The 26,644-nt window shown below is 62.1% G+C and carries 24 protein-coding genes; 6 read left to right on the plus strand and 18 right to left on the minus strand.

What is annotated here, in order from left to right; genetic code table 11:
- Positions 1-13: 13 nt before the first annotated feature.
- On the minus strand, positions 14-1,075 hold the full coding sequence (locus QR290_RS27890; RefSeq protein ID WP_289204011.1) for a haloacid dehalogenase-like hydrolase: 1,062 nt from the start codon (positions 1,073-1,075) through the stop codon (positions 14-16).
- 240 nt (positions 1,076-1,315) lie between these two features.
- Here QR290_RS27890 and QR290_RS27895 point away from each other — a divergent pair, with 240 nt between their 5' ends.
- Positions 1,316-2,707, plus strand: coding sequence for an L-cystine transporter (locus QR290_RS27895; RefSeq protein ID WP_064600151.1), 1,392 nt, complete (start codon positions 1,316-1,318; stop codon positions 2,705-2,707).
- Between the two features lie 40 nt (positions 2,708-2,747).
- Here QR290_RS27895 and QR290_RS27900 read toward each other — a convergent pair whose 3' ends face one another.
- Positions 2,748-3,260, minus strand: coding sequence for a dihydrofolate reductase (locus QR290_RS27900; RefSeq protein WP_115079534.1), 513 nt, complete (start codon positions 3,258-3,260; stop codon positions 2,748-2,750).
- Between the two features lie 85 nt (positions 3,261-3,345).
- Between QR290_RS27900 and QR290_RS27905 the strand changes: the two genes are divergently transcribed.
- Together QR290_RS27905 and QR290_RS27910 are read left to right on the plus strand one after the other, a co-directional pair.
- Positions 3,346-4,719 (plus strand): DUF2868 domain-containing protein, encoded by a 1,374-nt coding sequence (locus QR290_RS27905; protein ID WP_289204012.1) that lies wholly within the window; start codon positions 3,346-3,348, stop codon positions 4,717-4,719.
- On the plus strand, positions 4,712-6,097 hold the full coding sequence (locus tag QR290_RS27910; protein WP_289204013.1) for a GTPase/DUF3482 domain-containing protein: 1,386 nt from the start codon (positions 4,712-4,714) through the stop codon (positions 6,095-6,097). Before QR290_RS27905 ends, QR290_RS27910 begins: the two co-directional genes overlap by 8 nt.
- A gap of 3 nt (positions 6,098-6,100) precedes the next feature.
- On the opposite strand, the gene QR290_RS27915 is transcribed toward QR290_RS27910, so the two are convergent.
- The 9 genes from QR290_RS27915 to QR290_RS27955 all read right to left on the minus strand — a co-directional run bounded on the left by QR290_RS27915 (position 6,101) and on the right by QR290_RS27955 (position 16,354).
- Complete coding sequence (locus QR290_RS27915) at positions 6,101-6,637, minus strand: hypothetical protein (RefSeq protein ID WP_289204014.1); 537 nt, start codon at positions 6,635-6,637, stop codon at positions 6,101-6,103.
- Positions 6,638-6,770: 133 nt separating this feature from the next.
- On the minus strand, positions 6,771-7,211 hold the full coding sequence (locus tag QR290_RS27920) for a hypothetical protein (protein WP_289204015.1): 441 nt from the start codon (positions 7,209-7,211) through the stop codon (positions 6,771-6,773).
- Between the two features lie 85 nt (positions 7,212-7,296).
- A complete protein-coding gene (locus QR290_RS27925) occupies positions 7,297-7,863 on the minus strand; it encodes a phosphonate degradation HD-domain oxygenase (protein WP_289204016.1) in 567 nt (188 codons plus the stop codon).
- Complete coding sequence (locus QR290_RS27930; RefSeq protein ID WP_289204017.1) at positions 7,863-8,996, minus strand: TIGR03364 family FAD-dependent oxidoreductase; 1,134 nt, start codon at positions 8,994-8,996, stop codon at positions 7,863-7,865. The genes QR290_RS27925 and QR290_RS27930 overlap by 1 nt, the downstream gene beginning before the upstream one ends.
- A 128-nt stretch (positions 8,997-9,124) precedes the next feature.
- Positions 9,125-10,150, minus strand: coding sequence for a putative 2-aminoethylphosphonate ABC transporter substrate-binding protein (locus QR290_RS27935; RefSeq protein ID WP_064600170.1), 1,026 nt, complete (start codon positions 10,148-10,150; stop codon positions 9,125-9,127).
- Positions 10,151-10,197: 47 nt separating this feature from the next.
- On the minus strand, positions 10,198-11,922 hold the full coding sequence (locus QR290_RS27940) for a putative 2-aminoethylphosphonate ABC transporter permease subunit (protein ID WP_289204018.1): 1,725 nt from the start codon (positions 11,920-11,922) through the stop codon (positions 10,198-10,200).
- The gene (locus QR290_RS27945) at positions 11,922-12,998 is read right to left on the minus strand and encodes a putative 2-aminoethylphosphonate ABC transporter ATP-binding protein (protein WP_007953451.1); all 1,077 of its coding nucleotides are present in this window, start codon (positions 12,996-12,998) and stop codon (positions 11,922-11,924) included. The genes QR290_RS27940 and QR290_RS27945 overlap by 1 nt, the downstream gene beginning before the upstream one ends.
- Before the next feature lie 166 nt (positions 12,999-13,164).
- The gene (locus QR290_RS27950) at positions 13,165-14,028 is read right to left on the minus strand and encodes a LysR family transcriptional regulator (RefSeq protein WP_289204019.1); all 864 of its coding nucleotides are present in this window, start codon (positions 14,026-14,028) and stop codon (positions 13,165-13,167) included.
- 16 nt (positions 14,029-14,044) lie between these two features.
- Positions 14,045-16,354, minus strand: coding sequence for a heavy metal translocating P-type ATPase (locus QR290_RS27955; RefSeq protein WP_289204020.1), 2,310 nt, complete (start codon positions 16,352-16,354; stop codon positions 14,045-14,047).
- An 84-nt stretch (positions 16,355-16,438) separates the two neighbouring features.
- Here QR290_RS27955 and cadR point away from each other — a divergent pair, with 84 nt between their 5' ends.
- Positions 16,439-16,888, plus strand: a complete 450-nt coding sequence (cadR, locus tag QR290_RS27960; protein WP_007953454.1) for a Cd(II)/Pb(II)-responsive transcriptional regulator — start codon at positions 16,439-16,441, stop codon at positions 16,886-16,888.
- Positions 16,889-17,010: 122 nt separating this feature from the next.
- On the opposite strand, the gene QR290_RS27965 is transcribed toward cadR, so the two are convergent.
- From QR290_RS27965 to QR290_RS27975, 3 genes are all read right to left on the minus strand, one after another.
- A complete protein-coding gene (locus QR290_RS27965) occupies positions 17,011-17,982 on the minus strand; it encodes a thymidylate synthase (protein ID WP_011336420.1) in 972 nt (323 codons plus the stop codon).
- A gap of 50 nt (positions 17,983-18,032) precedes the next feature.
- Positions 18,033-18,848, minus strand: a complete 816-nt coding sequence (lgt, locus tag QR290_RS27970) for a prolipoprotein diacylglyceryl transferase (protein WP_007953463.1) — start codon at positions 18,846-18,848, stop codon at positions 18,033-18,035.
- Positions 18,849-18,944: 96 nt separating this feature from the next.
- Positions 18,945-19,727 (minus strand): sulfite exporter TauE/SafE family protein, encoded by a 783-nt coding sequence (locus QR290_RS27975; RefSeq protein ID WP_007953465.1) that lies wholly within the window; start codon positions 19,725-19,727, stop codon positions 18,945-18,947.
- Between the two features lie 131 nt (positions 19,728-19,858).
- Between QR290_RS27975 and QR290_RS27980 the strand changes: the two genes are divergently transcribed.
- A complete protein-coding gene (locus QR290_RS27980; protein ID WP_115079570.1) occupies positions 19,859-20,605 on the plus strand; it encodes an NRDE family protein in 747 nt (248 codons plus the stop codon).
- Between the two features lie 234 nt (positions 20,606-20,839).
- Here QR290_RS27980 and ptsP read toward each other — a convergent pair whose 3' ends face one another.
- Both ptsP and QR290_RS27990 read right to left on the minus strand, forming a co-directional pair.
- A complete protein-coding gene (ptsP, locus tag QR290_RS27985; protein WP_115079571.1) occupies positions 20,840-23,119 on the minus strand; it encodes a phosphoenolpyruvate--protein phosphotransferase in 2,280 nt (759 codons plus the stop codon).
- Between the two features lie 22 nt (positions 23,120-23,141).
- On the minus strand, positions 23,142-23,621 hold the full coding sequence (locus tag QR290_RS27990; RefSeq protein ID WP_003229203.1) for an RNA pyrophosphohydrolase: 480 nt from the start codon (positions 23,619-23,621) through the stop codon (positions 23,142-23,144).
- A 143-nt stretch (positions 23,622-23,764) separates the two neighbouring features.
- Here QR290_RS27990 and QR290_RS27995 point away from each other — a divergent pair, with 143 nt between their 5' ends.
- Positions 23,765-24,421, plus strand: a complete 657-nt coding sequence (locus tag QR290_RS27995; RefSeq protein ID WP_115079572.1) for an HAD family hydrolase — start codon at positions 23,765-23,767, stop codon at positions 24,419-24,421.
- 134 nt (positions 24,422-24,555) lie between these two features.
- Here the strand turns inward: QR290_RS27995 and QR290_RS28000 are convergent, their stop codons facing one another.
- The gene (locus tag QR290_RS28000; protein ID WP_289204021.1) at positions 24,556-24,981 is read right to left on the minus strand and encodes a DUF2269 family protein; all 426 of its coding nucleotides are present in this window, start codon (positions 24,979-24,981) and stop codon (positions 24,556-24,558) included.
- A gap of 19 nt (positions 24,982-25,000) precedes the next feature.
- Positions 25,001-26,515 carry a threonine ammonia-lyase, biosynthetic gene (ilvA, locus tag QR290_RS28005; protein ID WP_007953475.1) on the minus strand — a complete coding sequence of 505 codons (1,515 nt, stop codon included), beginning with the start codon at positions 26,513-26,515 and terminating at the stop codon, positions 25,001-25,003.
- Positions 26,516-26,644: the final 129 nt, after the last annotated feature.

The raw sequence follows: 26,644 nt of genomic DNA on the forward strand, positions 1-26,644 counted from the left end.
GATCTCTGCAGGATTACTGGATTTCTTCCGGCTTCACGATCACCCAGTTCTTGTCCGCCGTCACCGGCAAACCTTCCTTCGCCTGGGCCGCCGCATGCTTGGCCATCATGCCGTTGAGCTGGGTCATGTACTTGTCCTTGCGGTTGACCCACAAGTGAATGCCACCCTTGGCCACGTCCACATCGTGGAACAGCATGTAGCCGTCGCTGGTCGGCGTGTCGCCACCCACCAATACCGGTTTTTTCCACTCGTCGATGTAGGTCAGGATCGCCGCGTGTTTGCCGGCCATCCAGGTCGCCGGGGTCCACAGGTACGGGGTCAGTTCGAGGCCGAGGTTGGCCTTCTCGTCATATTTGCCGGCGGTGATTTGCTTGCGCGCGGTGGTCAGTTCGCCGGTCTCGCGGTTCTTCAGCAACGTGGTCACGCCGATCACGTTCTGCGGTTTGACGTTGTAGCCGTACTTCGGATCGGCCGCGACCATGCGCACCAGTTCTTCGGAGGCGGCGGTCATCACGTAGACCTCGATGCCGTTCTCCATCAGTTTGTTGTACAGCTCTTTCTGGCCGGTGAAGATCTTCGGCGGATTCACGTCCAGCGTCTTGACCACGTCACCTTCGTAATAGGTCGCCGGCACCGGTTTGCCCGAGGCCATCAGCTCATCGACGTAGCCCTTGAGTTCCTTGAGGGTGAAGCCGGAAAACACCTGCGCGACCCATGGATAGCAGACCATGTCGTCGACTTCGCAGAGGCGGTAGTAGTAGCTGAACAGGCTTTCCTTGTGGTCGGCGGTGTCCTTGAACGGCATCAGTTTCAGGGAGGGGTCGAGCTTGTCGCGGGTGATCAGGCCCTTGTTTTCCATGAACGGCAGCAACGACTCTTCGAGGTCGTAGCGGTAACTGGTGTTGTCCATGTCGAACACCGCGTAGTTACCCTTGTTGGCGTTGGCGGCGATCATCGCGTCCAGTGCCTTGGCCTGATCCGCCGGCCAGTGTTTCAGGTCGGTGGCGAATGCCTGAGTGGCCAGGCCCATCCCCACAGTCAGTGCGACAGCCAGAAATTTCGGTGCAAACTTCATTGGCGCTTCTCCCTGGGTCAAAGAAATCGACGCTAACAAATAAATGTGACAGTCCCCGTCTGTCAGCGACCGTGCACGTCCGTTTCGCGCCAGTTGCATCTCCCAGAGCGACACCCGCTTATTCCAGAAACGACGGACAACCTTTGATTTCGGTATTAAATCATTGGAAATCAAACTGTTAGGCTTGCCGGTTCGCAACAGCCCCGGAAGGTTGTTGGCACAGTCTTTTCTGGAGTCCTCATGAATCTGCCCCTGATTCTCAACTTGCTGGTGTTCCTCGCCCTGCTTTTCGGTCTGGCGCAAACCCGTCACACCACCTGGAGTCTGGCGAAAAAAGTCCTGCTCGCGCTGGTACTGGGCGTGGCATTCGGCGTCGCGCTGCACACGATCTACGGTGCCGGCAACCCGGTGCTGAAAGCCTCGATCGGCTGGTTCGATCTGGTCGGCAACGGTTACGTGCAACTGCTGCAAATGATCGTGATCCCGCTGGTGTTCGCCTCGATCCTCAGCGCCGTGGCCCGTCTGCACAACGCTTCGTCGCTGGGCAAGATCAGCTTCCTCACCATCGGCACGCTGCTGTTCACCACCGCGATTGCCGCGCTGATCGGCATCGGCCTGACCAATCTGTTCGGCCTGACCGCCGAAGGCCTGGTCGCCGGCACTCAGGAAATGGCCCGTCTGCAAACCATTCAGACCGACTACGCCGGCAAGGTCGCCGACCTGAATGTGCCGCAACTGCTGCTGTCGTTCATCCCGCAGAACCCGTTCGCCGACCTGGCGCGGGCCAAGCCGACTTCGATCATCAGCGTGGTGATCTTCGCCGCGTTCCTGGGGGTTGCCGCGCTGCAACTGCTCAAGGATGACGTCGAGAAAGGTCAGAAAGTGATCAACGCCATCGACACCCTGCAAGCCTGGGTGATGCGTCTGGTGCGCCTGGTGATGAAGCTGACCCCGTACGGCGTGCTGGCACTGATGACCAAAGTGGTCGCCGGCTCCAACCTGCAGGACATCATCAAGCTCGGCAGTTTCGTAGTGGTCTCTTACCTCGGTCTGGGCCTGATGTTCGTGGTGCACGGTCTGCTGGTGTCGGCGGCCGGGATCAACCCGCTTCGCTTCTTCCGCAAGATCTGGCCGGTGCTGACCTTCGCATTCACCAGCCGCTCCAGCGCAGCGAGCATTCCGCTGAGCATCGAAGCGCAGACCCGTCGTCTGGGCATTCCGCAATCGGTTGCAAGCTTCGCCGCCTCGTTCGGTGCGACCATCGGCCAGAACGGTTGCGCCGGTCTGTACCCGGCAATGTTGGCGGTGATGGTTGCGCCAACCGTGGGCATCAACCCGCTGGATCCGCTGTGGATCGCGACGCTGGTGGCGATCGTAACCTTGAGTTCGGCCGGTGTGGCGGGCGTGGGTGGCGGTGCGACCTTCGCCGCGCTGATCGTGCTGCCGGCCATGGGCTTGCCGGTTTCGCTGGTGGCGTTGCTGATTTCGGTCGAGCCGCTGATCGACATGGGTCGTACGGCGCTGAACGTGAGTGGTTCGATCACCGCTGGCGCGATTACCAGCCAAGTGATGCAGCAGACCGACAAGGCCCTGCTGGATGCCGATGAGCATGCGGAGCTTGCTCAGGCTTGATTGAAGTTGTGGCGAGGGAGCGTGCTCCCTCGCCACAGATTCAGGCTTTTTCCCAGACTTCGAAGTTGTAAGCCGGTTTGTCGCCTTCAGCCGGATTCGGCACGTTCGACACCAGTTTCCACTGGTTCAGATCGAACTCCGGAAACCACGCATCCCCTTCCGGGCTCAACGCCACGCGAGTCAGATACAGACGATCCGCCTGTGCCAGTCCCTGCGCATACAACTGCGCCCCGCCAATCAGCATCAACTCGTCGACGCCCTGCTCTTTCGCCCATTCTTCGGCGCGAACCACGGCGGCTTCCAGCGACGGATAGACTTCCGCGCCTTCCAGCACAAGATCCTGCTGACGGCTGACCACGATGTTCAAGCGACCTGGCAACGGGCGACCCAGCGAATCCCAGGTCTTGCGGCCCATGATGATCGGCTTGCCGAGCGTCGTGGCCTTGAAGTATTTGAAGTCCCCCGGCAGGTGCCAGGGCATGCTGTTGTCGACGCCGATCACGCGGTTTTCACCGAGGGCTGCGATCAGGCTGAGGGGGAGTGATTTAGTCATGCGGGCGAGGATACCAGAGCCGCCCTTACCCCGATAAGCGCCACAGCGGTTATGCTCACGGCTCAATCAAGCAACGGGATGCCGCGTGACTGAACTGACTTCACTGCAAAACCTCTGGCTCACCGAAACCGTGCGCCTGCGCGAAGAACACGCAGGCCCGCTGGACGATCTGGAAGCCAATCGCCTGGCCCGCGCGGCCGGTGGCGACCTGCCGGGGCGCATTCAACGCCGTGCCCTGTGGCTGGCCGAGCGCGACGGCCTGACCTCGGCGCTCAAGCACTGGCTGCAAGGCGCGCGTCTGGCGCTGGTGCTGCTGGCGATTCTCGCGGTATTGAGCGGCGCCGGCCTGGCTTTCGCCGCACTGGGCCAGACGCCGGTCAATGTGTTCTGGGCCCTGGGCAGCCTGCTCGGGCTGAATCTGATTCTGCTGTTGAGCTGGGTGCTGGGGCTGATCTTCGCTGGTGAACACGGCGCCACCCTTGGCCGCTTGTGGCTGTGGCTCAGTGAAAAACTCGCCCGTGACGCCAAGGCGGCGCAACTGGCGCCGGCCCTGCTGTTGATGCTGCAACGCCAGAAGCTCAATCGCTGGGCGCTCGGTACGCTGGTCAATGGCCTGTGGTTGCTGGCGATGTTCAGCGCGCTGGTATTGCTGCTGACGCTGATGGCGACCCGGCGCTACGGCTTCGTCTGGGAAACCACGATTCTCAGCGCCGACACCTTCATCAACATGACCCAGGCCCTCGGCGCATTGCCCGCGCTGCTGGGTTTCAACGTACCGACCGTGGACATGATCCGCGCCAGCGGCGACACCGCGCTGAACATCGAAAGCGCCCGTCAGGCGTGGGCAACCTGGCTGGTCGGCGTGCTGGTGGTGTACGGCGTGCTGCCGCGTCTGCTGCTGGCGCTGTTCTGCTTCTGGCGCTGGAACAGCGGCAAAGCGGCGTTGCGTCTGGACCTGAACCTGCCCGGTTACGCCCAACTGCGCGAACGCCTGATGCCGACCAGCGAACGCCTCGGCATCACCGACCCCGAGCCTGCGCAACTGCACCGCGTCGAAAGCACCGTCGGCGAACACGCCAGCGATGGCGCGTTGCTGGTGGCGATCGAACTCGACGATCAACACTCATGGCCGCCGACGCTGCCGAAAAACGTCAGCAACGCGGGCATCCTCGACAGCCGTGAATCGCGCAACAAACTGCTCGAACAGCTCAGCCGTTTTCCGCCGGCACGCCTCGCGATTGCCTGCGACCCACGGCGCTCACCGGATCGCGGCAGCCTGGCGCTGATTGCAGAACTGGCGCGCAACGCCGCCGCGACCCGCGTCTGGCTGTTGCAGGCGCCATCGGGGCAAGCGCTGGACGCCGAACGTCTCGGCGACTGGCACGTGGCGTTGCAACAACTGGAGCTGCCGTTCGCCGATTGCGCCCCGTTGAACTGGCTGGAGCACGGACATGACTGATGCCTGGAAAGCGCCGCTGAAACTGGCGGTGGTCGGCCACACCAACGTCGGCAAGACCTCGCTGCTGCGCACCCTGACCCGCGACGTCGGCTTCGGCGAGGTCTCCCATCGCCCAAGCACCACGCGGCATGTCGAAGGCGCGCGATTGTCGGTGGATGGCGAACCGTTGCTCGACCTCTACGACACGCCAGGCCTGGAAGACGCCATCGCCCTGCTGGATTTTCTCGAGCGTCTGGAACGCCCCGGCGAACGCCTCGACGGCCCGGCGCGGCTGGCGCGGTTTCTCGACGGCAGCGAAGCACGCCAGCGTTTCGAACAGGAAGCCAAGGTATTGCGGCAACTGCTCGACTCCGATGCCGGCCTGTATGTGATCGATGCCCGCGAACCGGTGCTGGCCAAGTACCGCGATGAGCTGGAGGTGCTGGCCAGTTGCGGAAAACCGTTGCTGCCGGTGCTGAATTTCGTCAGCAGTGCCAACCACCGCGAGCCGGACTGGCGTGAAGCACTGGCGCGTCTGGGCCTGCATGCGCTGGTGCGGTTCGACAGCGTCGCCCCGCCCGAAGATGGCGAGCGGCGGCTGTATGAAAGCCTCGCACTGTTGCTGGAAAACGCCCGCCCACAACTAGAACGCCTGATCGCCGATCAACAGGCCCAACGCCTCGTCCGCGAGCAAAGCTCCGCGCGTCTGATCGCCGAACTGTTGATCGACTGCGCCGCGTGCCGACGCAGTGTGGCGAGCAACGCCGAGCAGGAACAACAGGCCATCAGCGAACTGCGCAAAGCTGTGCGCCAGCGCGAACAACGTTGCGTCGAAGCGCTGCTCAAGCTCTACGCCTTCCGTCCGCAAGACGCAGCAGCCAGTGATCTGCCGCTGCTCGACGGCCGCTGGGGCGATGACCTGTTCAACCCGGAAACCCTCAAGCAATTGGGCGTGCGGGTCGGCGGCGGGATTGCGGCCGGTGCAGCCGCCGGTGCGGGGGTGGATTTGCTGGTGGGCGGCATCACCCTCGGTGCCGCCGCCCTGGCCGGCGCGATTGCCGGCGGCGCCCTGCAAACCGCCCGCAGCTATGGCAATCGCCTGCTCGGCAAGATCAAAGGGCAGCGAGAGCTGACGGTCGACGACAACGTGTTGCGCCTGCTGGCACTGCGTCAGCGACAACTGCTGCAAGCGCTGAATGCCCGTGGCCATGCGGCGCTGGACAGCATTCAGGTGGCCTCCCCGCAGGACAAGACCTGGCGCGAAGGCAAACTGCCGGAGGCGCTGAACATCGCCCGGGCACATCCGCAATGGTCGTCGCTCAACACGCATCCGAAACGGAACCAGGCCCAGCGTCAGGAACAGATCGAAGCATTGGCAGAATGTGTGGTGAAGATGTAGCACTCATCCTTTCCATTTGAACATCTGAAAGACATTGGCCAGGGACTGAACTATCACACTGTCGATATGCTCAATCAATCCGTCGTGATTGGCGTCCGCGTTGACAATGCAGTCCAGCGTGCCATCGTTGTTGCTATCAAACATTCCGTGCCAAGAGACAAGCTTCTCCTCTGTACCATCGGGCCGGCATGTGTAGAGCTGCAATTTCACGACATTCGGTGAACCGTCGCCATGAAAATCCTCGGAGAAAATTTTCATGTATCGATTGCGCCTCACCCCCGTATTGGTCCAGTTCATCTTCATATAGGAATTGGCGAAGATCGCCAGCAAACGGTGATCAATGGAGTTTTCCTTTCCGTTGTGGTTCACATCACCTTTCTGGAAGTCCACCTTGCCGTCAGCGTCGAAATCAATTGCGACAGCTTCGCTGACCACCACCGTTCCAGGCGGCTGATCACACACCTCGTGAAACTCGAGCAACACCGAATCCGTCCGACCGTTTTCGAAACGGTCCTGGGCGATAGCTATCAAGTAACGCATGTTTATAACTCTAAATGGAGGAGCGCCTCAAACTAGAACAATCACCTCATCCGTTCTGCCCGAAACATCTCCGCCACCTGTACGACTATTCAGCAATCCTCGAAATCTTTTAACGCCAAAGCTCCGCGAATGCTTATTCACATCGATCTCGAAACCAACCAAGCTTGACGAACTGTTTGACCAACGCCGTGATACGGCTGCGATCCGTGCGATTGGCGCGCCCGTCGTTGTCGACGTCCGAACACAGGACAACCTCGAAGCGGCCATCGTTATCCAGGTCGTGGACGGCGGCCTTGTAAGCGACGGATTCGCCTTGGTGAAAGTGCAGCCTTACTGATTCTGGCGTTCCATCGCTGCCGGGGTTCAGAGCGAAGATCCGCAGATGTCGCGTGTCCTCGTCGTCCGCGTTGAACCAGGCACATTTCAGATAGGTTCGGGTGAAGCTGCGCAGTTGCGCGACTTCACGAGCCGTAGCTTCACGCCAATCCTGTTCGCGGTCATGAAAGCGCAACTGGACGCTGTCCCCTGCGCCGCTGCCCGATCGATCCCGGGCAATCACTTTCAAAAAACGCATCCGTGCGCTCCTTCGGCAAAAAACCAGTCTGGCCCGAAGGGGCAACACACGCCATGCACCGTTTCCCGGATTGGCGTAAGAAGGTTCAGCGCGCCTCGCGGGACAGCACGGTAAAAGCCTTGTGCTTCAGCACCGCAAGATCCATCACCGGCACCGCCATTTCCTTCGCCAGCTCATCCCACTGACGCATCCGCAGACTGACGGCGCACAACGGGTCGCGCTCGAACGCATCGGCTTCGGCCTCGGTCATCACCCCGCCCTGATATTCCAGAGTGCGGCGGCTGGCTTCGCTCAAGCGGTCGTAGTAACCCGATTCCCTGAGCGTCAGATAACGCTTTGCCTGAACGTGATATTCCACCAGCCGCGCCAGACGTTCACTGAAGCCGGCCTCACGCAAATAGTCCGCGCCGAGGCGTTCGTGGCTGACCACGCCGTAACCGCCCATGTTTTCCGCGCCTTCGGCACACAAATGGCCGATGTCATGAAAGAACGCGGCGAGCACCACTTCGTCGTCGAAGCCTTCGGCGATGGCCAGTTGCGCCGCCTGGGACATGTGCTCGATCTGCGACACCGGTTCGCCGATGTAGTCACTGGCGCCAAAGCGCTCATAAAGGCCGAACACCCGGTCGATGACTTGCTCGTGACTCAACATCAGTGCTCTCCAAAAAGCTGTGCAACATTGCGCTCGGCCATGGCCGGGCCGACGCTCATACCGACGCCGCTGTGCATCAGCGCCACACTCAGCCCCGGCGCCGGACGCAGGAACGAAAACGGCCCCGGCCCCCGAGAACCATAGACACCCTGCCAGCGTTCGACCACTTGCACCTTGCAGCCAAGGGTCTGTTCGGCCAGTTCGAGCATCCAGTTGTCGACCTGCTCGGCGTTGAACGGCGATGGATCGCTGCCGTAATGGTGCGAGTCGCCGATGATCAGTTCGCCATACGGCGTCGGGCTGATCAGCAGGTGGATGCCGTTTTCCTGCAAGTGCGGTTGTTCGCGCAGGATTTGCGCCTGTACCGCCGACGCTTCCGGCAGATCGGCAAAGGCGCCGTAATGCACGCAGCTGAGGCCGGTGAGCAAGGCGTGTTGCAAGTTCAGGTCGATCTGTGGCCGGGCGCGGAGCATTTGCAGACGGCAGATCTGCGGGTCGAGGGCGGCAATCGGCTCGGCCACCAGGGTCTGATAATCGTGGCCGGAACAGACGATGATCTGTTCGGCGGTAAAAGTGCCGGCAGTGCTTTGCAGCCTCCCCGGCTCGACATCGCGCACCAGCGTCGAGAAGTGAAACTCGACGTCGAGTTCGCGGCGCAGGTATTCGATCAGCGCCGGAATCGCCTCCCGGGAATATAGCTGTTGATCGTCCATGCCGTGCAGCGCGGCGCGGTGATGGCTGAACTGGCCGCCGTACAAATCGCGCAACGCGGCACCGCGCAGCAGCTCGACGCGGTAGCCATGCTCGACGGCGCGCCCGGTGCAGAAGGCTTCGAGCAAGTGCTCTTCAACTTCGGTGCGGGCGAACAGGTACGAGCCGTTGCGTTTGAGTTGCAGGCCGGCGAGCTGCGCCCACTGGCCCCAGATTTCGCGGCTGGCCTTGGCCAGTTCGAGCATCGGGCCCGGTGGCTGGCCGGTGACCAGCGCCTGGCCGAAGTTGCGTACCGATGCGCCAACAGGCGTGGCAGTGCGCTCGAAAACCGTGACCTTGAGACCGCGCCGGGCGGCGGCATAGGCGTGGGACAAGCCGAGGATGCCGGCGCCGACGATCAACAAGTCTTTGTGTTGTGTCATCTAGAGGTGCTCTGAATGAGAGACCGCTTTCGCGAGCAAGCTCGCTCCCACAGGGAATTGCGTTGTGAATGCGATCCAGTGTGGGAGCGGGCTTGCTCGCGAAGAGGCACTGTCAGTCGATGAAGAACTTACTTGGCAGCGACTTTCTCGGACTTGCCGTCATAGCGCTTGCGCCATTCGGTCAGGATCTCGTCGCGGTTCTTCGAGGCCCACGCAAAGTCGTTCTTGATCAGGCGCTGCTCGTAGTCGGCCGGCAGTTCGGTCTGCGGCTTGGCGATGCCCGGCTGAGCGAGGACGGCGAAGTTTTCCTTGTACAGGTCCATCGCCGGAGCGCTGGCGGAGAAATCGGCCAGTTTCTTCGCGGCTTCTTCATGCGGCGTGCCTTTGATCACGGCAGTCGCTTCGATCTCCCAGCCCAGGCCTTCCTTCGGCAGGATGATGTCCAGCGGCGCGCCCTGACGCTTCAGCTGAACGGCCGGGTATTCGAAGGAAATCCCGATCGGGAATTCGCCCGCCGCCGCCAGTTTGCAAGGCTTGGAACCGGAGTGAACGTACTGGCCGATGTTCTGGTGCAGACCGTCCATGTAGGCCCAGCCCTGTTTCTCGCCGAAGGTTTGCAGCCAGGCGCTGACGTCGAGGAAACCGGTGCCGGACGAGGCCGGGTTCGGCATCACGATCTTGCCTTTGTACTCAGGCTTGGTCAGGTCCTGCCAGCTCACCGGTTTGGTCAGGCCCTGCTTCTCGGCCTCGACGGTGTTGAAGCAAATCGTCGCGGCCCAAACGTCCATGCCGACCCAGGCTGGCGGGTTGGCAGCGTCGCGGTAGTTCGCGCCGATCTTGCCCAGATCCTTCGGCGCATAGCTTTGCAGCATGCCTTGCTGATCAAGGATCGCCAGGCTCGACGCCGCTAGGCCCCAGACAGCGTCAGCCTGCGGGCGATCCTTTTCGGCCAGCAGTTTGGCGGTGATGATCCCGGTGGAGTCGCGCACCCACTTGATCTCGACGTCCGGGTTGGCCTTTTCGAAGGCCTCTTTGTAGGACTTCAACTGTTCGGCTTCGAGGGCGGTGTACACCGTCAACTCGGTTTTTGCCGCGAAGGCATTCAGGCTGAAAGTAGCGAGCACAGCAGCGGCCAGGGCCATAGGCTTGAACATGATCGTTTTCCTGTAGGTGAGTTGAGGCTATAGGGACAAGTCGTGGATCAGTGGCCGGGCGCCGTTTGCCGCCAGGCCTGGGAACGGCGCAGCAAGCCGCGCGAAGCCCACGCCAGCAGCAAGGACACGCCCGCCGAGGTGAACAGAATCAGGGTCGACATCGCCGCTGCGCCGCCGACGTTGCCGGCGTCATCCATGTTCAGCACCGCCACCGCCGCGAGGATGGTGTCGGGGCTGTAAAGGAAGATCGCGGCGGACACGGTGGTCATGGCCGAGACGAACAGGTAGCGCACGATGTCCAGCAGCGCCGGCAGGCAGATCGGCACGGTGACCCGCAGGTAATGCCGGTACAGCGGCGCCTTGAGCGACAGCGCGGCAGCTTCGAACTCGGCGTCGAGCTGGCGCAGTGCGGTGGTGGCGGTCATCTGCGCAGTGGTCAAATAGTGAGCAATGGTGCAGACGATCAGCAGGGTCATGGTCCCGTACAGCACGTGCAGCGGGTTGCCGGTCAGGTTGAAGAAGAAGACGTAACCCAGACCGAGCACCAGCCCCGGCACCGCCATCGGTACGAAACTGAGCATGCGCAGCGTCAGATTCAGCCCGCGCTGGCTGCGGGTCTTTTCCATCAGGTAGGCGCCGGTGAAGATCAGCACGCTGCCGATCAACGCCGTGCCCAGCGCCATCTTCAAACTGTTGCCGTAGGCCAGCCAGCCACCGCCGGCGGTCTCGTTGAACTGGTAGTGGTTGAGCGACAGCGACAGGTTGTACGGCCAGAACTTCACCAGCGATGAGAACACCGCCATGCCGAACACCAGCAGCAACGCGGCGCTGATCAGCAGGACAACGCTGAGATAAAAGGCGTCGCGCTTCTTCGATGGAGCCGGTTTGAACACCTGGGCGCGGCCGCCCATGGAATCGCCGTGACGCCGACGCAGCCAGGCATCGACGCCGAAGCTGAACAGCGCCGGCAGCAACAGAACCATGCCGATCAACGCGCCGCGACCGAATTGCTGTTGGCCGACCACCGCTTTGTAGGCTTCCAGCGCCAGCACCTGATAGTCGCCACCGACCACCACCGGCACACCGAAATCGGTGATGGTCAGGGTGAACACCAGACAGAACGCGGCGAACACGGCCTGACGGGTAGCCGGCCAGGTGATGCTGCGGAAGGCTTTCGCAGGGCTGGCGCCCATGCTCGACGCAGCGTCGAACAGTCGCGCATCTGCCAGCGACAGGGCTGACAGCAAAATCATCAAGGCGTGTGGGAAGGTGTAGATCACCTCACCCAGAACAATCCCCCAGAAACCGTAGATGTTGTCCGACAGCAGCCCGCGCAACATCCCCTGATTGCCGAACAGGTACACCAGCGCAATCCCCGGCAACATCGACGGCGCCATCAGCGGCAGCAGCGAAATACCGCGCCAGATACCTTTTGCCGGAATCAGCGTGCGCTGCAAGGCGTAGGCAAACAGGTAGGCCAGCGGTACGACGATCGCCGCGACGCTGAGGGAAACTTTCAGGCTGTTGCCGAGCAACCAGTGGAAGTTGTCGCTGCTCACCAATTCCTTCGCGGCGAGCCATCCACCGCCCTGCCCGGCTTCGCTGCTGAAACCTCGCCAGAAGATCGCCAGCAATGGCAACAGCACCGCCACACCGAGCAGCACCAGCAGCAGGAGTTTGCCGCCGAGGACGAAGATCCGGTCGCCGACCTCGGCCCCGGACACCTGCCGCGCCTGCTTTTGCGGTAGCGGCAGTGCGAGGTTGCTGTTCATCAGGCAAACACCTGCAGGCTGCGTGGCGGCAAGGCGACCATGATCTGCTGGGCGCCAAGGCGCGGCATGGCTTCCGGCGCCAGTTCGGCGAGCAAGGCATGACCGGGCAATTGATCGAGTTCGAAGCTCATGCGACAGCGGTTGCCGAGGAAAGTGATCTCGCGGACCTTGGCCGGGAACAGGTTTTCTTCGTGCACCAGCGGATTGACGTTGATCGCTTCCGGACGGCAGAACAAACGGCCCGACGGACTGTGGACGCTGCCATCGGCCAGGCGCAAGTTCATCCCGCCGACCTTGGCGTGGCTGTCGCTGCTGCGCTGGAACGGCAGCCAGTTACCCTGGCCGACGAACTCGGCCACGAACGGTGTGGCCGGGCGATTGTAGATTTCCTGCGGGGTGGCGTACTGCTCGACCTTGCCGTTGTTCATCACAGCGATGCGATCGGCCATCAGCATGGCTTCGTCCTGATTGTGGGTAACCATCAGGGTGGTGATGCCGAGGTTGCGTTGCAGCTGGCGCAGCTCGGTGCACAGATGCTCGCGGACCCGGGCGTCGAGGGCCGACATCGGCTCGTCGAGCAACAGCAGCGACGGCGCGGGGGCCAAGGCGCGGGCCAACGCCACGCGTTGCTGCTGGCCGCCGGACAACTGGCCGGGGTACTTTTTCTCACTGCCGGTGAGGCCGACCAGTTCCAGCATCTGACCGACGCGACGGCGCACTTCATCGCGACCGCTGCCGGCGAGGCCGTAGGCAATGTTCGCTTCGACCGTCAGATTGGGGAACAGCGCGTAGGACTGGAACAGAATGCCGTAGTCCCGAGCTTGGGGCGCGAGGTGGGAAACGTCGCGCTCACCGAGGTACAACTCGCCGCTGTCCTGTTTTTCCAGACCGGCGATGCAACGCAGTAGCGTGGTCTTGCCGCAACCTGACGGGCCGAGCAGGCACACCAGTTCACCGGCCGCGACATCGAGGGAGACGTTATCCAGCGCAGTGAAGGCGCCGAAGCGCTTCTGCACGCCGCGCACTTTCATCGGTGCGCCGGGGTTGGTCAGGGCAGTTGCGATTGCAGGGTTCATGGACAGGCCTCATCAAGCAGATGAGACGAATCCTAGAGTTGTAATGCGTCGGTCATATGGCAACGAGGCAAAATCGACCGATAATGGTATTCGGGGATTTTGGTTCAGGTCTCAAGTCCTGCGTTGCCTAGTCCGACGAAGAGGCCAGCACAGGCACTGAAAAATCTCAGGCCGGGGACATTTCCTGCGCCAGTCCGAGAAACGCCGCCGGCAACCGGGCGTTCTTGCGTTCTTTGAGGCAGTAGAGGTATTCGGGAATCTGCGGCGCATTTTCGAGCGTCAACACCCGCAACTGCGGATCGTGCGGCACTTCCTGGCGGGCGATGATGCTGATGCCGATGTTGCGCAGCACGGCTTCGCGGATCGACTCGCGGCTGCCGATCTCCAGCAACGGGCCGAAACTGACCCCGGCGCTGGCCAGCAACTCTTCGGTCAGGCGCCGAGTGGTCGAGCCAGATTCACGCATCAGCAAGGTATGCCCGGCCAGCGCGCTCAGCGTCACATGGTCGTGCGCCGCCAGCGGATGATTGCGATGCACCGCCAGCACCAGCGGATCGCTGCCCAACACCCGACGGATCAGCCGTGCATCGTCGAGCAATTGCGACGACGCCGCGACATCCACCCGGTAATCCTCCAGCGCTTCGAGCACTTGCTGCGAGTTGCCGATTTCCACCGAGACTTCCACCTGCGGCAGGCGCTCGCGAAAGGTTTTCACCAGATCGAGGATGTAATACGGCGCGGTGGCGGCGATGCGCAGCGTGCCCTGCACCTGGCCGCTGTTGCGCAGGAAGAACTCGATATCGGCTTCCTGCTGCAACAAGGCTTTGACCATCGGCAACAGCTGCGCGCCTTCGTCGCTGACACTCAGACGCCGGCCGCCACGGTAGAACAGCTCCACCGAATACTGGCTTTCCAGATTGCGGATCTGGGTGGTTACAGTCGGTTGGCTGAGGCCGAGCTTTTTCGCCGCCAGCGTGATGCTGCCCAGGCGGGCCACCATGTAAAACGCTTTCAGCTCGGCACTCAGCACAACCGTCCCTCTTCCTCTATTTGCGCAACAGGCGCAAACCGTTGAACACCACCAGCAGGCTTACGCCCATGTCGGCAAACACCGCCATCCACATGGTGGCGAGCCCGGCGAAGGTTACCCCAAGAAAGATCGCTTTGATCACCAGCGCCAGCGCGATGTTCTGTTTCAGGATAGCGGCGGTATGGCGCGACAGGCTGATGAAGGCCGGTATCTTGCGCAGATCGTCGTCCATCAGGGCGACATCGGCGGTTTCAATCGCCGTATCGGTACCGGCCGCTGCCATCGCAAAACCGATCTCCGCCCGAGCCAGTGCCGGCGCATCGTTGATGCCATCGCCGACCATGCCTACCCGACGGCCCTGCGCATACAGGTCTTCGATGGCTTGCAATTTGTCGGTCGGCAGCAAGTCGCCCTTGGCCTGATCGATCCCGACTTGCGCCGCAATCGCCTGCGCGGTGTGGACGTTGTCGCCGGTGAGCATCAGGGTTTTCACGCCCAGTTCGTGCAGTTGGCGGATCGCTTCGCGGCTGGTTTCCTTGACGGTGTCGGCCACGGCGAACAGTGCCAGCGGGCCAGAGCTGTCGAGCAGCAGCACCACGGATTTGCCCTGTTTCTCCAGCGCGAACAGTTTTTCTTCCAGTTGCGGCGAGCACAGGCCCAGTTCTTCAACCAGTCGGTGATTGCCCAAGTGGTAAACCTGACCGTTGACCTCGCCTTTTACCCCACGGCCGGCCAGCGCTTCGAAGTTATCCACAACCAGCGACGCGAAACCTTTATCCACAGCCGCCTTGGCGATGGCCAGCGACACCGGGTGATCGGAACGCCCGGCCAGCGCGGCGGCAATGGCCGGGGCCGTGGCGTCGGCGGTCGGGTCGAGGGACAGGTAATCGGTCTGCACCGGTTTGCCGTGGGTGATGGTGCCGGTCTTGTCGAGGGCCAGATAGTCGAGCTTGAAACCGCCCTCCAGGTACACGCCGCCCTTGACCAGAATGCCTTTGCGCGCCGCCGCCGCGAGGCCGCTGACGATGGTGACCGGGGTGGAAATCACCAGTGCGCACGGGCACGCGACCACCAGCAGCACCAGCGCGCGGTAGATCCAGTCGAACCACGCGGCCCCCATGAACAGCGGCGGGATGATCGCCACGGCCAGGGCCAGAACGAAGACCACCGGGGTGTAGATTTTCGAGAACTGATCGACGAAGCGCTGGGTCGGCGCACGCGCGCCTTGCGCCTGTTCCACGGCGTGGATGATTCGCGCCAGGGTGGAATTATTCGCCGCTGCCGTCACTGCGTATTCCAGCGAACCGGCCTGGTTGATGGTGCCAGCGAACACTTTGTCGCCGACAGTTTTCTCTACCGGCAGGCTTTCACCGGTGATCGGCGCTTGATCGATAGTCGAACTGCCGCTGACGACTTCACCGTCCAGCGCAATGCGCTCACCGGGTTTAACCCGCACGTGGGCGCCGAGATCGATGCTTTTGACGTCCAGTTCGACCCAGTTGCCGTCAGCCTGCAACACCGTGGCCTGCTCCGGCGTCATCTGCATCAGGCCGCTGATGGCGTTGCGTGCGCGATCCAGCGAGCGCGCTTCGATCAACTCGGCCACGGTGAACAGGAACATCACCATCGCCGCTTCCGGCCATTGGCCGATCAACACGGCGCCGGTCACGGCGATGCTCATCAGGGCATTAATGTTGAGGTTGCGGTTCTTCAGGGCGATCCAGCCCTTCTTGTAGGTGGTGAGGCCGCCGCTGAGGATCGAGATCAGCGCGATGATCGCCACCACCCAGGTCGGCGCGGCGCTGGTGAAGTGGATCACTTCCGCAGCGAGCGCACCGACGCCGGACAGTGCCAGCGGCCACCAGTGTTTTTTCACCGGCGCCGGCGTTGGCGCTTCGACGCCTGCCTCCAGCGGCTCGGCCTGCATGCCGAGGGATTTGATCGCGTCGATGATCGGCGCGGTGTCCGGTAGATTGTGAGTCACACCGAGCACGCGATTGATCAGGTTGAATTCGAGTTGCTGGATCCCGGCCAGTTTGCCGAGCTTGTTCTGGATCAGCGTCTGTTCGGTCGGGCAGTCCATCGCCTCGATGCGGAAGCTGCTCAGCCGGGCGTCGGCACTTTTTGCCTCGCTCAGTTGCACGAGTAAAGGCGCTTCGGCTTTCGACGAGCAGCAAGAGTCTTCACTCGAATGAACCGGCGCCGGTGTAACGGTTTTCGACCCGCAGCAGGAATCGCCGGCGTGGGCATGTTTATGCACAGGCTGCAGTTTGTGACTGTGATCGTGCCCGTCGCCGGGCTTGTGGGTGTGCAGGGAATCGCTCATTGGTCGCGTCCATGAAGGTGCCTGTTGCCAAGTAAAGACCCTGTAGCCACTATAGGGTCAAGCACCCTTTTGGAGATTGCCGTCATGAAGATCGGAGAACTGGCGAAACAGACCGACTGCGCCGTGGAAACCATTCGCTACTACGAGCGCGAAAACCTGCTGCCGGAACCGGCCCGCAGCGACGGCAACTACCGCGTCTACACCCAGGCACACGCCGAGCGCCTGACCTTCATCCGCAACTGCCGCACCCTCGACATGACCCTCGAAGAAATCCGCAGCCTGCTCGCCCTGCGCGACAGCCCGCAGGATCAATGCGAAAGCGTGAATGCGCTGATCGACGAGCACATCCAGCACGTCAAGGCGCGGATCGATGGGTTATTGGCCTTGCAGACGCAACTGCTCGACCTGCGCCAGCGCTGTGGCGAAGGGCCGGAGGCGGATCAGTGCGGGATTTTGCAGCGGCTGGAGGTGAGTGGCGGGGTTGTGGCGGCGGAGGTTGAGCATTCGCATGTGGGCCGTAGTCACGGCCACTGACAACACCACAAAACATTGTGGGAGCTGGCTTGCCAGCGATAGCGGTTTTACAGACACATCAATGTTGAATGTGCTGCCGTCATCGCTGGCAAGCCAGCTCCCACAGGTCTAATGGCAGTCTGTCAGACCGCCATCGGCGCAGTCATCGGCGCATGGTGCTCGTAGCCTTCCAGCGAGAAGTCGCTCGGCTCCACCAGCTCCAGCCATTCCGGCTGATAAACACCGGTCTTGGCAAACTCCGGCACGCGGTCCGAAATCTTCAGCTTCGGCATGGCGAACGGCTCGCGCTTGAGCTGTTCGTTGAGCATGTCCAGGTGGTTTTCGTAGACGTGGGCGTCACCGATGAAATAGGTGAACCAGCGCGGCGTGTAGCCGGTCAGGCGACCGATCAGGCTCAGCAGCGCGGCGCCTTCGGTGAGGTTGAACGGCGTGCCCAGACCCAGGTCGTTGGAACGGATGTAGAGGGTCAGAGAAATCTCTTTGGTCTCGACATTCGGGTGGAACTGGTACAGCAGATGGCACGGCGGCAGAGCCATTTCATCGAGCTGGGCGCAGTTCCAGCCGTGGAACAGGATACGGCGGCTGCCCGGGTCCTTGATGATTGTGTCGACGCACTGGCGCACCTGATCGATGGCTTTGTACAGCACCACGTAGGCCTGGCCGTCTTCTTCGCCCTGGGCAATCTGCTTGTAGCCGTTGCTCAAGGTTTGTTCGATGGCGGCGGTGTTGCTCAGCGGGATCTGCTTGTACGCTGGCCATTTGCGCCATTGCACGCCGTAGATTTCGCCGAGGTCGTCTTCGCCCTGACGGAACGGGTTGGCCAGCCACTGGGCGTTTTCGTTGGCGTTCTGATCCCAGACCTTGCAGCCCAGCGCACGGAATTCGGCGGCGTTGTTCACGCCACGCAGAAAGCCGCACATCTCGCCGATGGCCGATTTGAAGGCCATCTTGCGGGTGGTGATCGCCGGGAAACCTTCCTGCAGATCGAAGCGCAACATGGCGCCCGGAAAGCTGATGGTGTTCACGCCGGTACGGTTGGCCTGTTTGGTGCCGTTGTTGATGACGTGCGACACCAGATCGAGATATTGCTTCATGAGTTACCTGTGTCCTTGAGCCCCGGCAGACATCGCCGGGGTTCGAATATTTAAGCTGTCGGTGCAACCGGCGCCGCCGGGGCGCGGTGGTAGGCCAGCCAGATCAGGAACAGCCCGCCGATGATCATCGGCACGCAGAGTACCTGACCCATGGTCAGCCAGTTCCAGGCCAGATAGCCCAGTTGCGCGTCCGGCACGCGGACGAATTCGACGATGAAACGGAAGATGCCATAGAACAGCGCAAACATGCCCGAGACCGCCATGGTTGGTCGCGGTTTACGCGAGAACAGCCAGAGGATCAGGAACAACGCCACGCCTTCCAGCGCGAACTGATACAGCTGGGACGGGTGACGCGGCAGTTGCGCCGGGTCGCTGAACGGTGGGAACACCATGGCCCACGGCACGTCGGTGGCCTTGCCCCACAGCTCGGCGTTGATGAAGTTGCCGATACGCCCGGCGCCCAGACCGATCGGCACCATCGGCGCGACGAAGTCCATCAGCTGGAAGAACGACTTGCCGTTACGTTTGCCGAACCACAGCGCGGCCAGCATCACGCCGATGAAACCGCCGTGGAACGACATGCCGCCCTTCCACACCTCGAAAATCAGTGTCGGGTTAGCGATGTAGGCGCTCAGGTCGTAGAACAGCACATAGCCCAGACGCCCGCCGACAATCACCCCCATCGACAGCCAGAACACCAGATCGGACAGTTTCTCCTTGGTCCAGGTCGGGTCGAAACGGTTGAGCCGGCGCGATGCCAGCAGCCACGCGCCGCCGATGCCGACCAGGTACATCAGGCCGTACCAGTGGATTTTCAGCGGACCGATGGCCAGGGCCACCGGATCGATCTGCGGGTAAGGCAGCATTGCGACTCCTCGTTAGCATTCAAATCTTCAAAAATTCCCGGGCGACGCTGTCACCTCAGGATTAAGCCAGGATTGCGACCTGCCAAAACAGACGGCTCAGAACAGAAAGCTCAGGCCCACGCAAAACAGCAAAGCCGCGAACAGCCGTTTCAGCAACTTCGGCGACAACCTGTGCGCCAGCCGCGCGCCGAGACGGGCGAACACCATGCTGGTCAGCGCAATGCCGAGCAGTGCCGGCAAATACACAAAACCGAGACTATGGGCCGGCAGCAACGGATCATGCCAGCCCAGAATCATGAAACTTATTGCACTGGCCACGGCAATCGGCAGGCCACAGGCCGACGAAGTCGCCACGGCCTGCTGCATCGGCACACTGCGCCAGGTCAGGAACGGCACGGTCAGCGAGCCGCCGCCAATCCCGAAAATCGCCGAGGCCCAGCCGATCACACTGCCGGCCATGGTCAGACCGAGCTTGCCGGGCACCGTTCGGCTGGCCTTGGGTTTGACGTCCAGCGCCAGCTGCGCGGCGATCACCAGGGCGAACACACCGATGATCTTTTGCAGGTTAGGCCCGGAGATCGCTTCGGCGGTCAGCGCCCCGAAACCGGCGCCGAGCAGGATGCCGACGGTCATCCACTTGAAGATCGGCCAGCGCACGGCGCCGCGCCGGTGATGCTCGCGCACGGCATTGACCGACGTGAAGATGATCGTCGCCAGGGACGTGCCGACCGCCAGATGGGTCAGGATCGACGGATCGAAGCCCTGCAAGGTGAAACTGAACACCAGCACCGGGACGATGATGATCCCGCCGCCCACCCCGAACAGCCCGGCCAGTACGCCTGCACAGGCGCCCAGCGCCAGATAGAGCAGAAATTCCATGACTGCCTCCCAAGGCGCGTCCCCAAAACCGGAGCGGCATGGTAACGGATGGATACCCTTCGGCTCCACTGGCGATGGATGCACGGACGATGTCTGCGTAGAGTGGGCAAAAAACACACAAGGACCACCTTATGTGCCTGATTGTTTTCGCCTGGCGGCCGGGGCATGCCCAGCCGCTGATCGTCGCGGCCAACCGTGACGAGTTCTACGCCCGGCCCAGCCTGCCGCTGGCGCAGTGGCCCGAGTCGCCGCATGTTCATGCCGGCCGAGATCTTGAGGCTGGGGGCACCTGGCTCGGCCTGGGTGCCAACGGTCGTTTTGCGGCGCTGACCAACATTCGCGATCCGCATCAGCCGCCGGCCCGACGTTCCCGGGGCGAGCTGGTGGCAGGTTTTCTCACAGGAAACCTGTCGATCGATGACTATTTGTCCGACGTTGTCGCCCGTTCGCCAGAATATGCCGGCTTCAACCTGCTGCTGGGCAATGCCAACGAGCTGTGGCACTTCAATGCCCGGTCTTCGGAACCGGTGATGTTGCAGCCCGGCGTTTATGGTTTGTCCAACGCCGGGCTGGATACGCCGTGGCCGAAACTGCTCAAGGCCAAGGCGGCATTGAGTGCCGTGCTGGATGATCCGCAGCCCGAGCAGTTGTTAGCGTTGTTGGAGGATGCGCAGACGGCGCCGTTTGCTGATCTGCCGGATACCGGCGTGGGGCTGGCGACCGAGTCGTTGTTGTCGAGTGTGTTTATTGCCAGCCAGAGTTACGGGACTCGGGCGAGTACGGCGTTGATTGTGCAGGCGGACGGGACGCGGCGGATGGTGGAGCGAAGTTTCGGGCCGTATGGCGGGCATTTGGGGGAAGTGGAGATTTGTGTTTAGGAGCCTGCCCTCATCGGAACGCCGCCCGCCCAGCCCTCCCGAAACGTCGGACCGCCCGGAGGGAGAGGGGGCCGACCGAGGTGTCTTGAGCCTTACATCGACCTGAAAGATCGAGTCGATTATGGATTCAATACAACTCGTTCAGGTCGATGCATATCTGCAACATCCCGCGATCAGTCCCCTCTCCCTCCGGGAGAGGGTTAGGGTGAGGGGCTTTTGGGGATCATCACTAATCTAGAGGGGTTTGACCGCCGCCGGATTGACCATCTTCGCCAGCCCAAGGCTCTTCAGCGCCAGTTGCAGCGAGCTGTGGATCACCTGCGGGTTGTCGATGGTCATCAGTTCCGCCAGCAGATCCTTGGCCTTGCTCAGGTTGATCTGACGCAGCATCCATTTCACCTTCGGCAGGTTGGTGGCGTTCATCGACAAACTGTCGAAACCCATCGCCATCAACAGCACCGCTGCCGCCGGGTCACCGGCCATCTCGCCGCAGATGCTCACCGGCTTGCCTTCGGCATGGGCGTCGCGCACCACGGTTTGCAGGGCTTGCAGCACCGCCGGGTGCAGATAGTCGTAGAGGTCAGCCACCCGTGGGTTGTTGCGGTCCACCGCCAGCAGGTACTGGGTCAGGTCGTTGGAGCCGACCGACAGGAAGTCGACCATCCGCGCCAGCTCTTTGGTCTGGTAAACCGCCGCAGGAATTTCGATCATCACACCCACCGGCGGCATCGGCACGTCGGTGCCTTCATCGCGCACTTCGCCCCAGGCCCGGTGGATCAGGTGCAGCGCCTCTTCGAGCTCGTGGATGCCGGAGATCATCGGCAGCAGGATCCGCAGGTTGTTCAGGCCTTCGCTGGCCTTGAGCATCGCGCGGGTCTGCACCAGGAAGATTTCCGGGTGGTCGAGGGTGACGCGGATCCCGCGCCAGCCGAGGAACGGGTTGTCTTCCTTGATCGGGAAGTACGACAGCGACTTGTCACCGCCGATGTCCAGGCTGCGCATGGTCACCGGTTGCGGGTGAAACGCGGCAAGCTGCTCACGGTAGATCGCCAGTTGTTCCTTCTCGCTCGGAAAGCGCTGGTTGATCATGAACGGCACTTCGGTGCGGTACAGACCAACGCCTTCGGCGCCGCGCTTCTGCGCCCGCGCCACATCGGCCAGCAGGCCGGTGTTGACCCACAGCGGCATGCGGTGGCCATCGAGGGTCACGCACGGCAGGTCGCGCAGGGAGTCGAGACCCAGCGCCAGTTGTTTCTCTTCTTCCACCACCTCGGCGAACTGCTTGATCAGCACTTCGCTCGGGTTGGTGTAGATTTCGCCCTTGAGCCCGTCGACGATCATCGGAATGCCATCGACCTTGGCGTATGGCAAGTCGACTACACCCATCACCGTCGGGATACCCATGGCCCGGGCCAGGATCGCGACGTGGGAGTTACCCGAACCGAGTACCGACACCAGACCGACCAGCGTGCCTTCCGGCACCTCGCCGAGCATCGCCGGCGTCAGTTCTTCGCTGACCAGAATGGTCTTTTCCGGGTAGACCAGGTTCTGCTGCCGCTCTTCCTGCAGGTAGGCGAGCAGGCGTCTGCCCAGGTCCTTGACGTCCGACGCCCGCTCACGCAGGTATTCGTCGTCCATCAAATCGAAACGATTGACGTGGTCGGTCACGACCTGGCGCAGCGCGCCCTGGGCCCACTGCCCGGTCTTGATCACGTTGGTGATTTCGCTGCCCAGCGAAGCATCGTCGAGCATCATCAGGTAGACGTCGAACAGCGCGCGCTCTTCCGGACGCAGCTGGGTCGCCAGCTTGGCCGACAACGCACGCATGTCGGCGCGCACGCCTTCGATGGCGGTCTTGAACAGCGCGAGTTCAGCGTCGATGTCGGTGATGGTCTTGTCCGGCACCACGTCCAGATCCGCCGGTGGCAGCATGACCACCGCGGTACCGACCGCCGCACCCGGCGAACCCGGCACGCCGACGAACTTGGCTTCCTGGATGCCCTTGCCCTGACGGCCCAGGCCACGGATCGAGCCGGTGGCCTCGGCGTGGGCGATTACGCCCGCGAGCTGCGCGCTCATGGTCACGAGGAAGGCTTCTTCACCTTCATCGAACTGGCGGCGTTCTTTCTGCTGGATGACCAACACGCCGACGACGCGGCGGTGGTGAATGATCGGCGCCCCAAGGAACGAGGCGTAACGCTCCTCGCCGGTTTCGGCGAAGTAGCGATAGCGCGGGTGATCCGCGGCGTTCTCGAGGTTCAGGGGTTCTTCACGCGTGCCGACCAGGCCGACCAGACCTTCGTTGGGTGCCATGCTGACCTTGCCGATCGAGCGCTTGTTCAAGCCCTCGGTGGCCATCAGCACGAAGCGGTTGGTCTCTGGATCAAGCAGGTAGACCGAGCAGACCTGGCTGCCCATGGCCTCTTTGACGCGCAACACAATAATCCCCAACGCCGCCTTGAGATCCTTGGCGGAGTTAACTTCCTGGACGATCTTGCGCAGCGTATTGAGCATGGCTCGGGGTCGAACTCCGTCGTCAGTCGCGCGCTAAAAGGCGCGGGGCAAGCTCTTTGAGAGCGCGGCGATACACTTCGCGCTTGAATGTCACCACCTGGCCCAACGGATACCAATAACTGACCCAGCGCCAGCCATCGAACTCCGGTTTACCGGTCAAATCCATCCGCACCCGCTGCTCGTTGGAGATCAGGCGCAGGAGAAACCACTTCTGTTTCTGGCCTATGCACAGCGGTTGGCTGTGAGTTCGCACCAGACGTTGCGGCAAACGATAGCGCAACCAGCCCCGGGTGCAGGCCAGTATTTCAACATCTTCGCGTTCCAGGCCAACTTCTTCGTTCAGCTCGCGGTACAAGGCGTCTTCCGGCGTCTCCTCGGGATTGATTCCCCCCTGTGGAAACTGCCAGGCATCTTGATTGATACGGCGAGCCCATAGCACCTGGCCGGCGTCATTCGTCAGAATGATCCCGACATTAGGGCGGAAACCATCGGGGTCGATCACGGCAACAACCTCGCAAACGCATGTCGCCGCATTGTTCCACAAAGGTTGTGAAGGCGGCAACGAAGGTTCCGAGCTTATGTGCACTCTTGTGAAAAGACCGTATTCTTGTGGCCTTTTTACTGACTTTTCAGCGGGTAACTGCAATGCGCCTGGCTTTATTCGATTTGGACAACACCCTTCTGGGCGGCGACAGCGATCACGCCTGGGGCGATTATCTGTGCGAACGCGGCTTCCTCGACCCGATCGCCTACAAGGCGCGCAACGACGAGTTCTACCAGGATTACCTGGCCGGCAAACTGGATAACGCGGCCTACCTGAACTTCTGCCTGGAGATCCTCGGCCGCACCGAGATGGCCGTGCTTGACCAGTGGCACAACGATTACATGCGCGACTGCATCGAGCCGATCGTGCTGCCGAAGGCGCTCGATTTGCTGAAAAAGCACCGCGATGCCGGCGACAAACTGGTGATCATCACCGCCACCAACCGTTTCGTCACCGCGCCGATTGCGGTGCGCCTGGGCGTTGAAACCCTGATCGCCACCGAGTGCGAGATGCAGGACGGCCGCTACACCGGGCGCAGCACCGACGTGCCGTGCTTCCGCGAAGGCAAGGTGACGCGCCTGAACCGCTGGCTGGAAGACACCGGGCATTCGCTGGAAGGCAGCTACTTCTACAGCGACTCGATGAATGACCTGCCGCTGCTGGAACAGGTGGCGAATCCGGTGGCGGTCGACCCGGATCCGAACCTGCGTGCCGAAGCCGAGAAACGCGGCTGGCCGGTAATCAGTCTGCGCGACTGATGACGTCATCGCTGGCAAGTCGAATCGTCGCACCGCAGCTCCCACGAGTTCTAAAGCGCTCACAAAGTCTGTGTTCACTGAAGATCACTGTGGGAGCTGGCTTGCCAGCGATTGGGTCGACTCGGTGTGAAGCCTTAAACAGGCTTGGCGCCCATCAACCCGGCAATCGCGACAAAGCAGACCAGCCCGAACAACGCCAGCCCCAGACTGAACCGGCCCACGCCGCCCGGCGCCTTGCGCAACCGGTTCAAGCGTACCAGCAGCCAGAACCACGCCAGCGCCGCCAGGGTGTAGAGCACGCTCGAGGCCAGAATCCACGTCTGCCCCAGCGGCCAGCCCACCAGATGCACCATCCACCAGCCGGTGAACGGCATGCTTACCAGCGCCAGCACGATCAACAGCCAGACAAACAGCCATGGCCGCTGCAACGTGCGGCTTCCCGCCGTCGCGTCACCGTTGCGCCGTGCGCGCCAGACCCAAATTCCCAGGCCCAGCGCACCGAGCAAGAGCACCGCAGTCGCCAGCATGTGCGCCGCTTTCAGGGCGGTTAACGTTTCCATGATCCGATTTCCTTATGGCCTAGCCAAGAAACAGCTGATAGGCGGGGTTGTCGCTTTCGTCCCAGTACGGGTAGCCGATTTCCTCAAGGGCTGCGGGCACCAGATGACGTTCGTCGTGGGGCACTTGCAAGCCCGCGACCACACGGCCGTCCGCTGCACCGTGGTTGCGGTAGTGGAACATCGAGATGTTCCAGCGACCGCCAAGCTTGTTGAGGAAGTTGAACAGCGCGCCCGGACGCTCCGGGAACTCGAAGCGCAGCACCACTTCATCGACCACGTGCGCGGCGCGACCGCCGACCATGTGACGGATGTGCAGCTTGGCCAGTTCGTTGTCGGTCAGGTCGAGCACCGGGAACCCCTGCTCGGTCAGGCTTGCCAGCAACGCACTGCGGGGGTCGTTGTCCGGGTGAGTCTGTACGCCGACGAAGATGTGCGCTTCGCTGCCATTGTTGTAGCGGTAGTTGAATTCGGTGATCTGGCGCTTGCCGATGGCCTCGCAGAACGCCTTGAAGCTGCCGGCCTTCTCCGGGATGGTCACGGCGATGATCGCTTCGCGGCCTTCACCCAGTTCGGCGCGCTCGGCGACGTGGCGCAGGCGGTCGAAGTTGACGTTGGCCCCGGAGTCGATGGCCACGAATGTCTTGCCACTGACGCCGCGCTGCTCGACGTACTTCTTGATCCCGGCCACGCCCAGGGCGCCGGCCGGTTCGGTGATCGAGCGGGTATCGTCGTAGATATCCTTGATCGCCGCGCAGATTTCGTCGGTGCTGACGGTGATCACTTCATCGACGTAATCCTTGCAGATATCGAAGGTGTGCTGGCCGATCTGCGCCACCGCCACGCCGTCGGCGAAGATGCCCACGGCCGGCAGCACCACGCGCTCGCCGGCGGCCATCGCCGCTTGCAGGCAGTTGGAGTCATCGGGCTCGACGCCGATGACCTTGATGTCCGGGCGCAGGTATTTCACGTACGCCGCAATGCCGGCGATCAGACCGCCGCCACCCACCGGGACGAAGATCGCGTCCAGCGGCTGCGGGTGCTGGCGCAGGATTTCCATCGCCACGGTGCCCTGCCCGGCAATGGTGTGCGGATCGTCGTACGGGTGGATGTAGACGTAGCCTTTTTCATCGACCAGTTTCAGCGAGTAGGCCAGGGCTTCCGGGAACGAATCCCCGTGCAGCACCACCTTGCCGCCACGGGAGCGCACGCCTTCGACCTTGATCTCCGGGGTGGTCTTGGGCATCACGATGGTCGCTTTCACGCCCAGCACTTTCGCCGCCAGGGCCAGGCCCTGCGCGTGGTTGCCCGCCGACGCGGTGACCACGCCACGGGCGCGCTCTTCGTCGCTCAGCTGGGTCAGCTTGTTGTAGGCGCCGCGAATCTTGAACGAGAACACCGGCTGCAAGTCTTCGCGCTTGAGCCAGATGTCGTTGCCCAGCCGCTCGGAGAGCTGGCGGGCGTTCTGCAGCGGGGTTTCTACGGCAACGTCATAAACGCGCGAGGTGAGGATCTTCTTGACGTACTGTTCGAGCATCGGAAAGCATCACTGAGCGGGTTGGGCAGGGCCAACGAGTCTAACCCGGCTTTTGGGCGCACGACCACACGAATCCAGAGGTTTTAGCCCGGCTTGAGGCTATAATGCCGGCCATTCCGTTCTTACCTT

The sequence above is a fragment of the Pseudomonas fluorescens genome (genome assembly GCF_030344995.1).
GTDB lineage: Bacteria > Pseudomonadota > Gammaproteobacteria > Pseudomonadales > Pseudomonadaceae > Aquipseudomonas > Aquipseudomonas fluorescens_BF.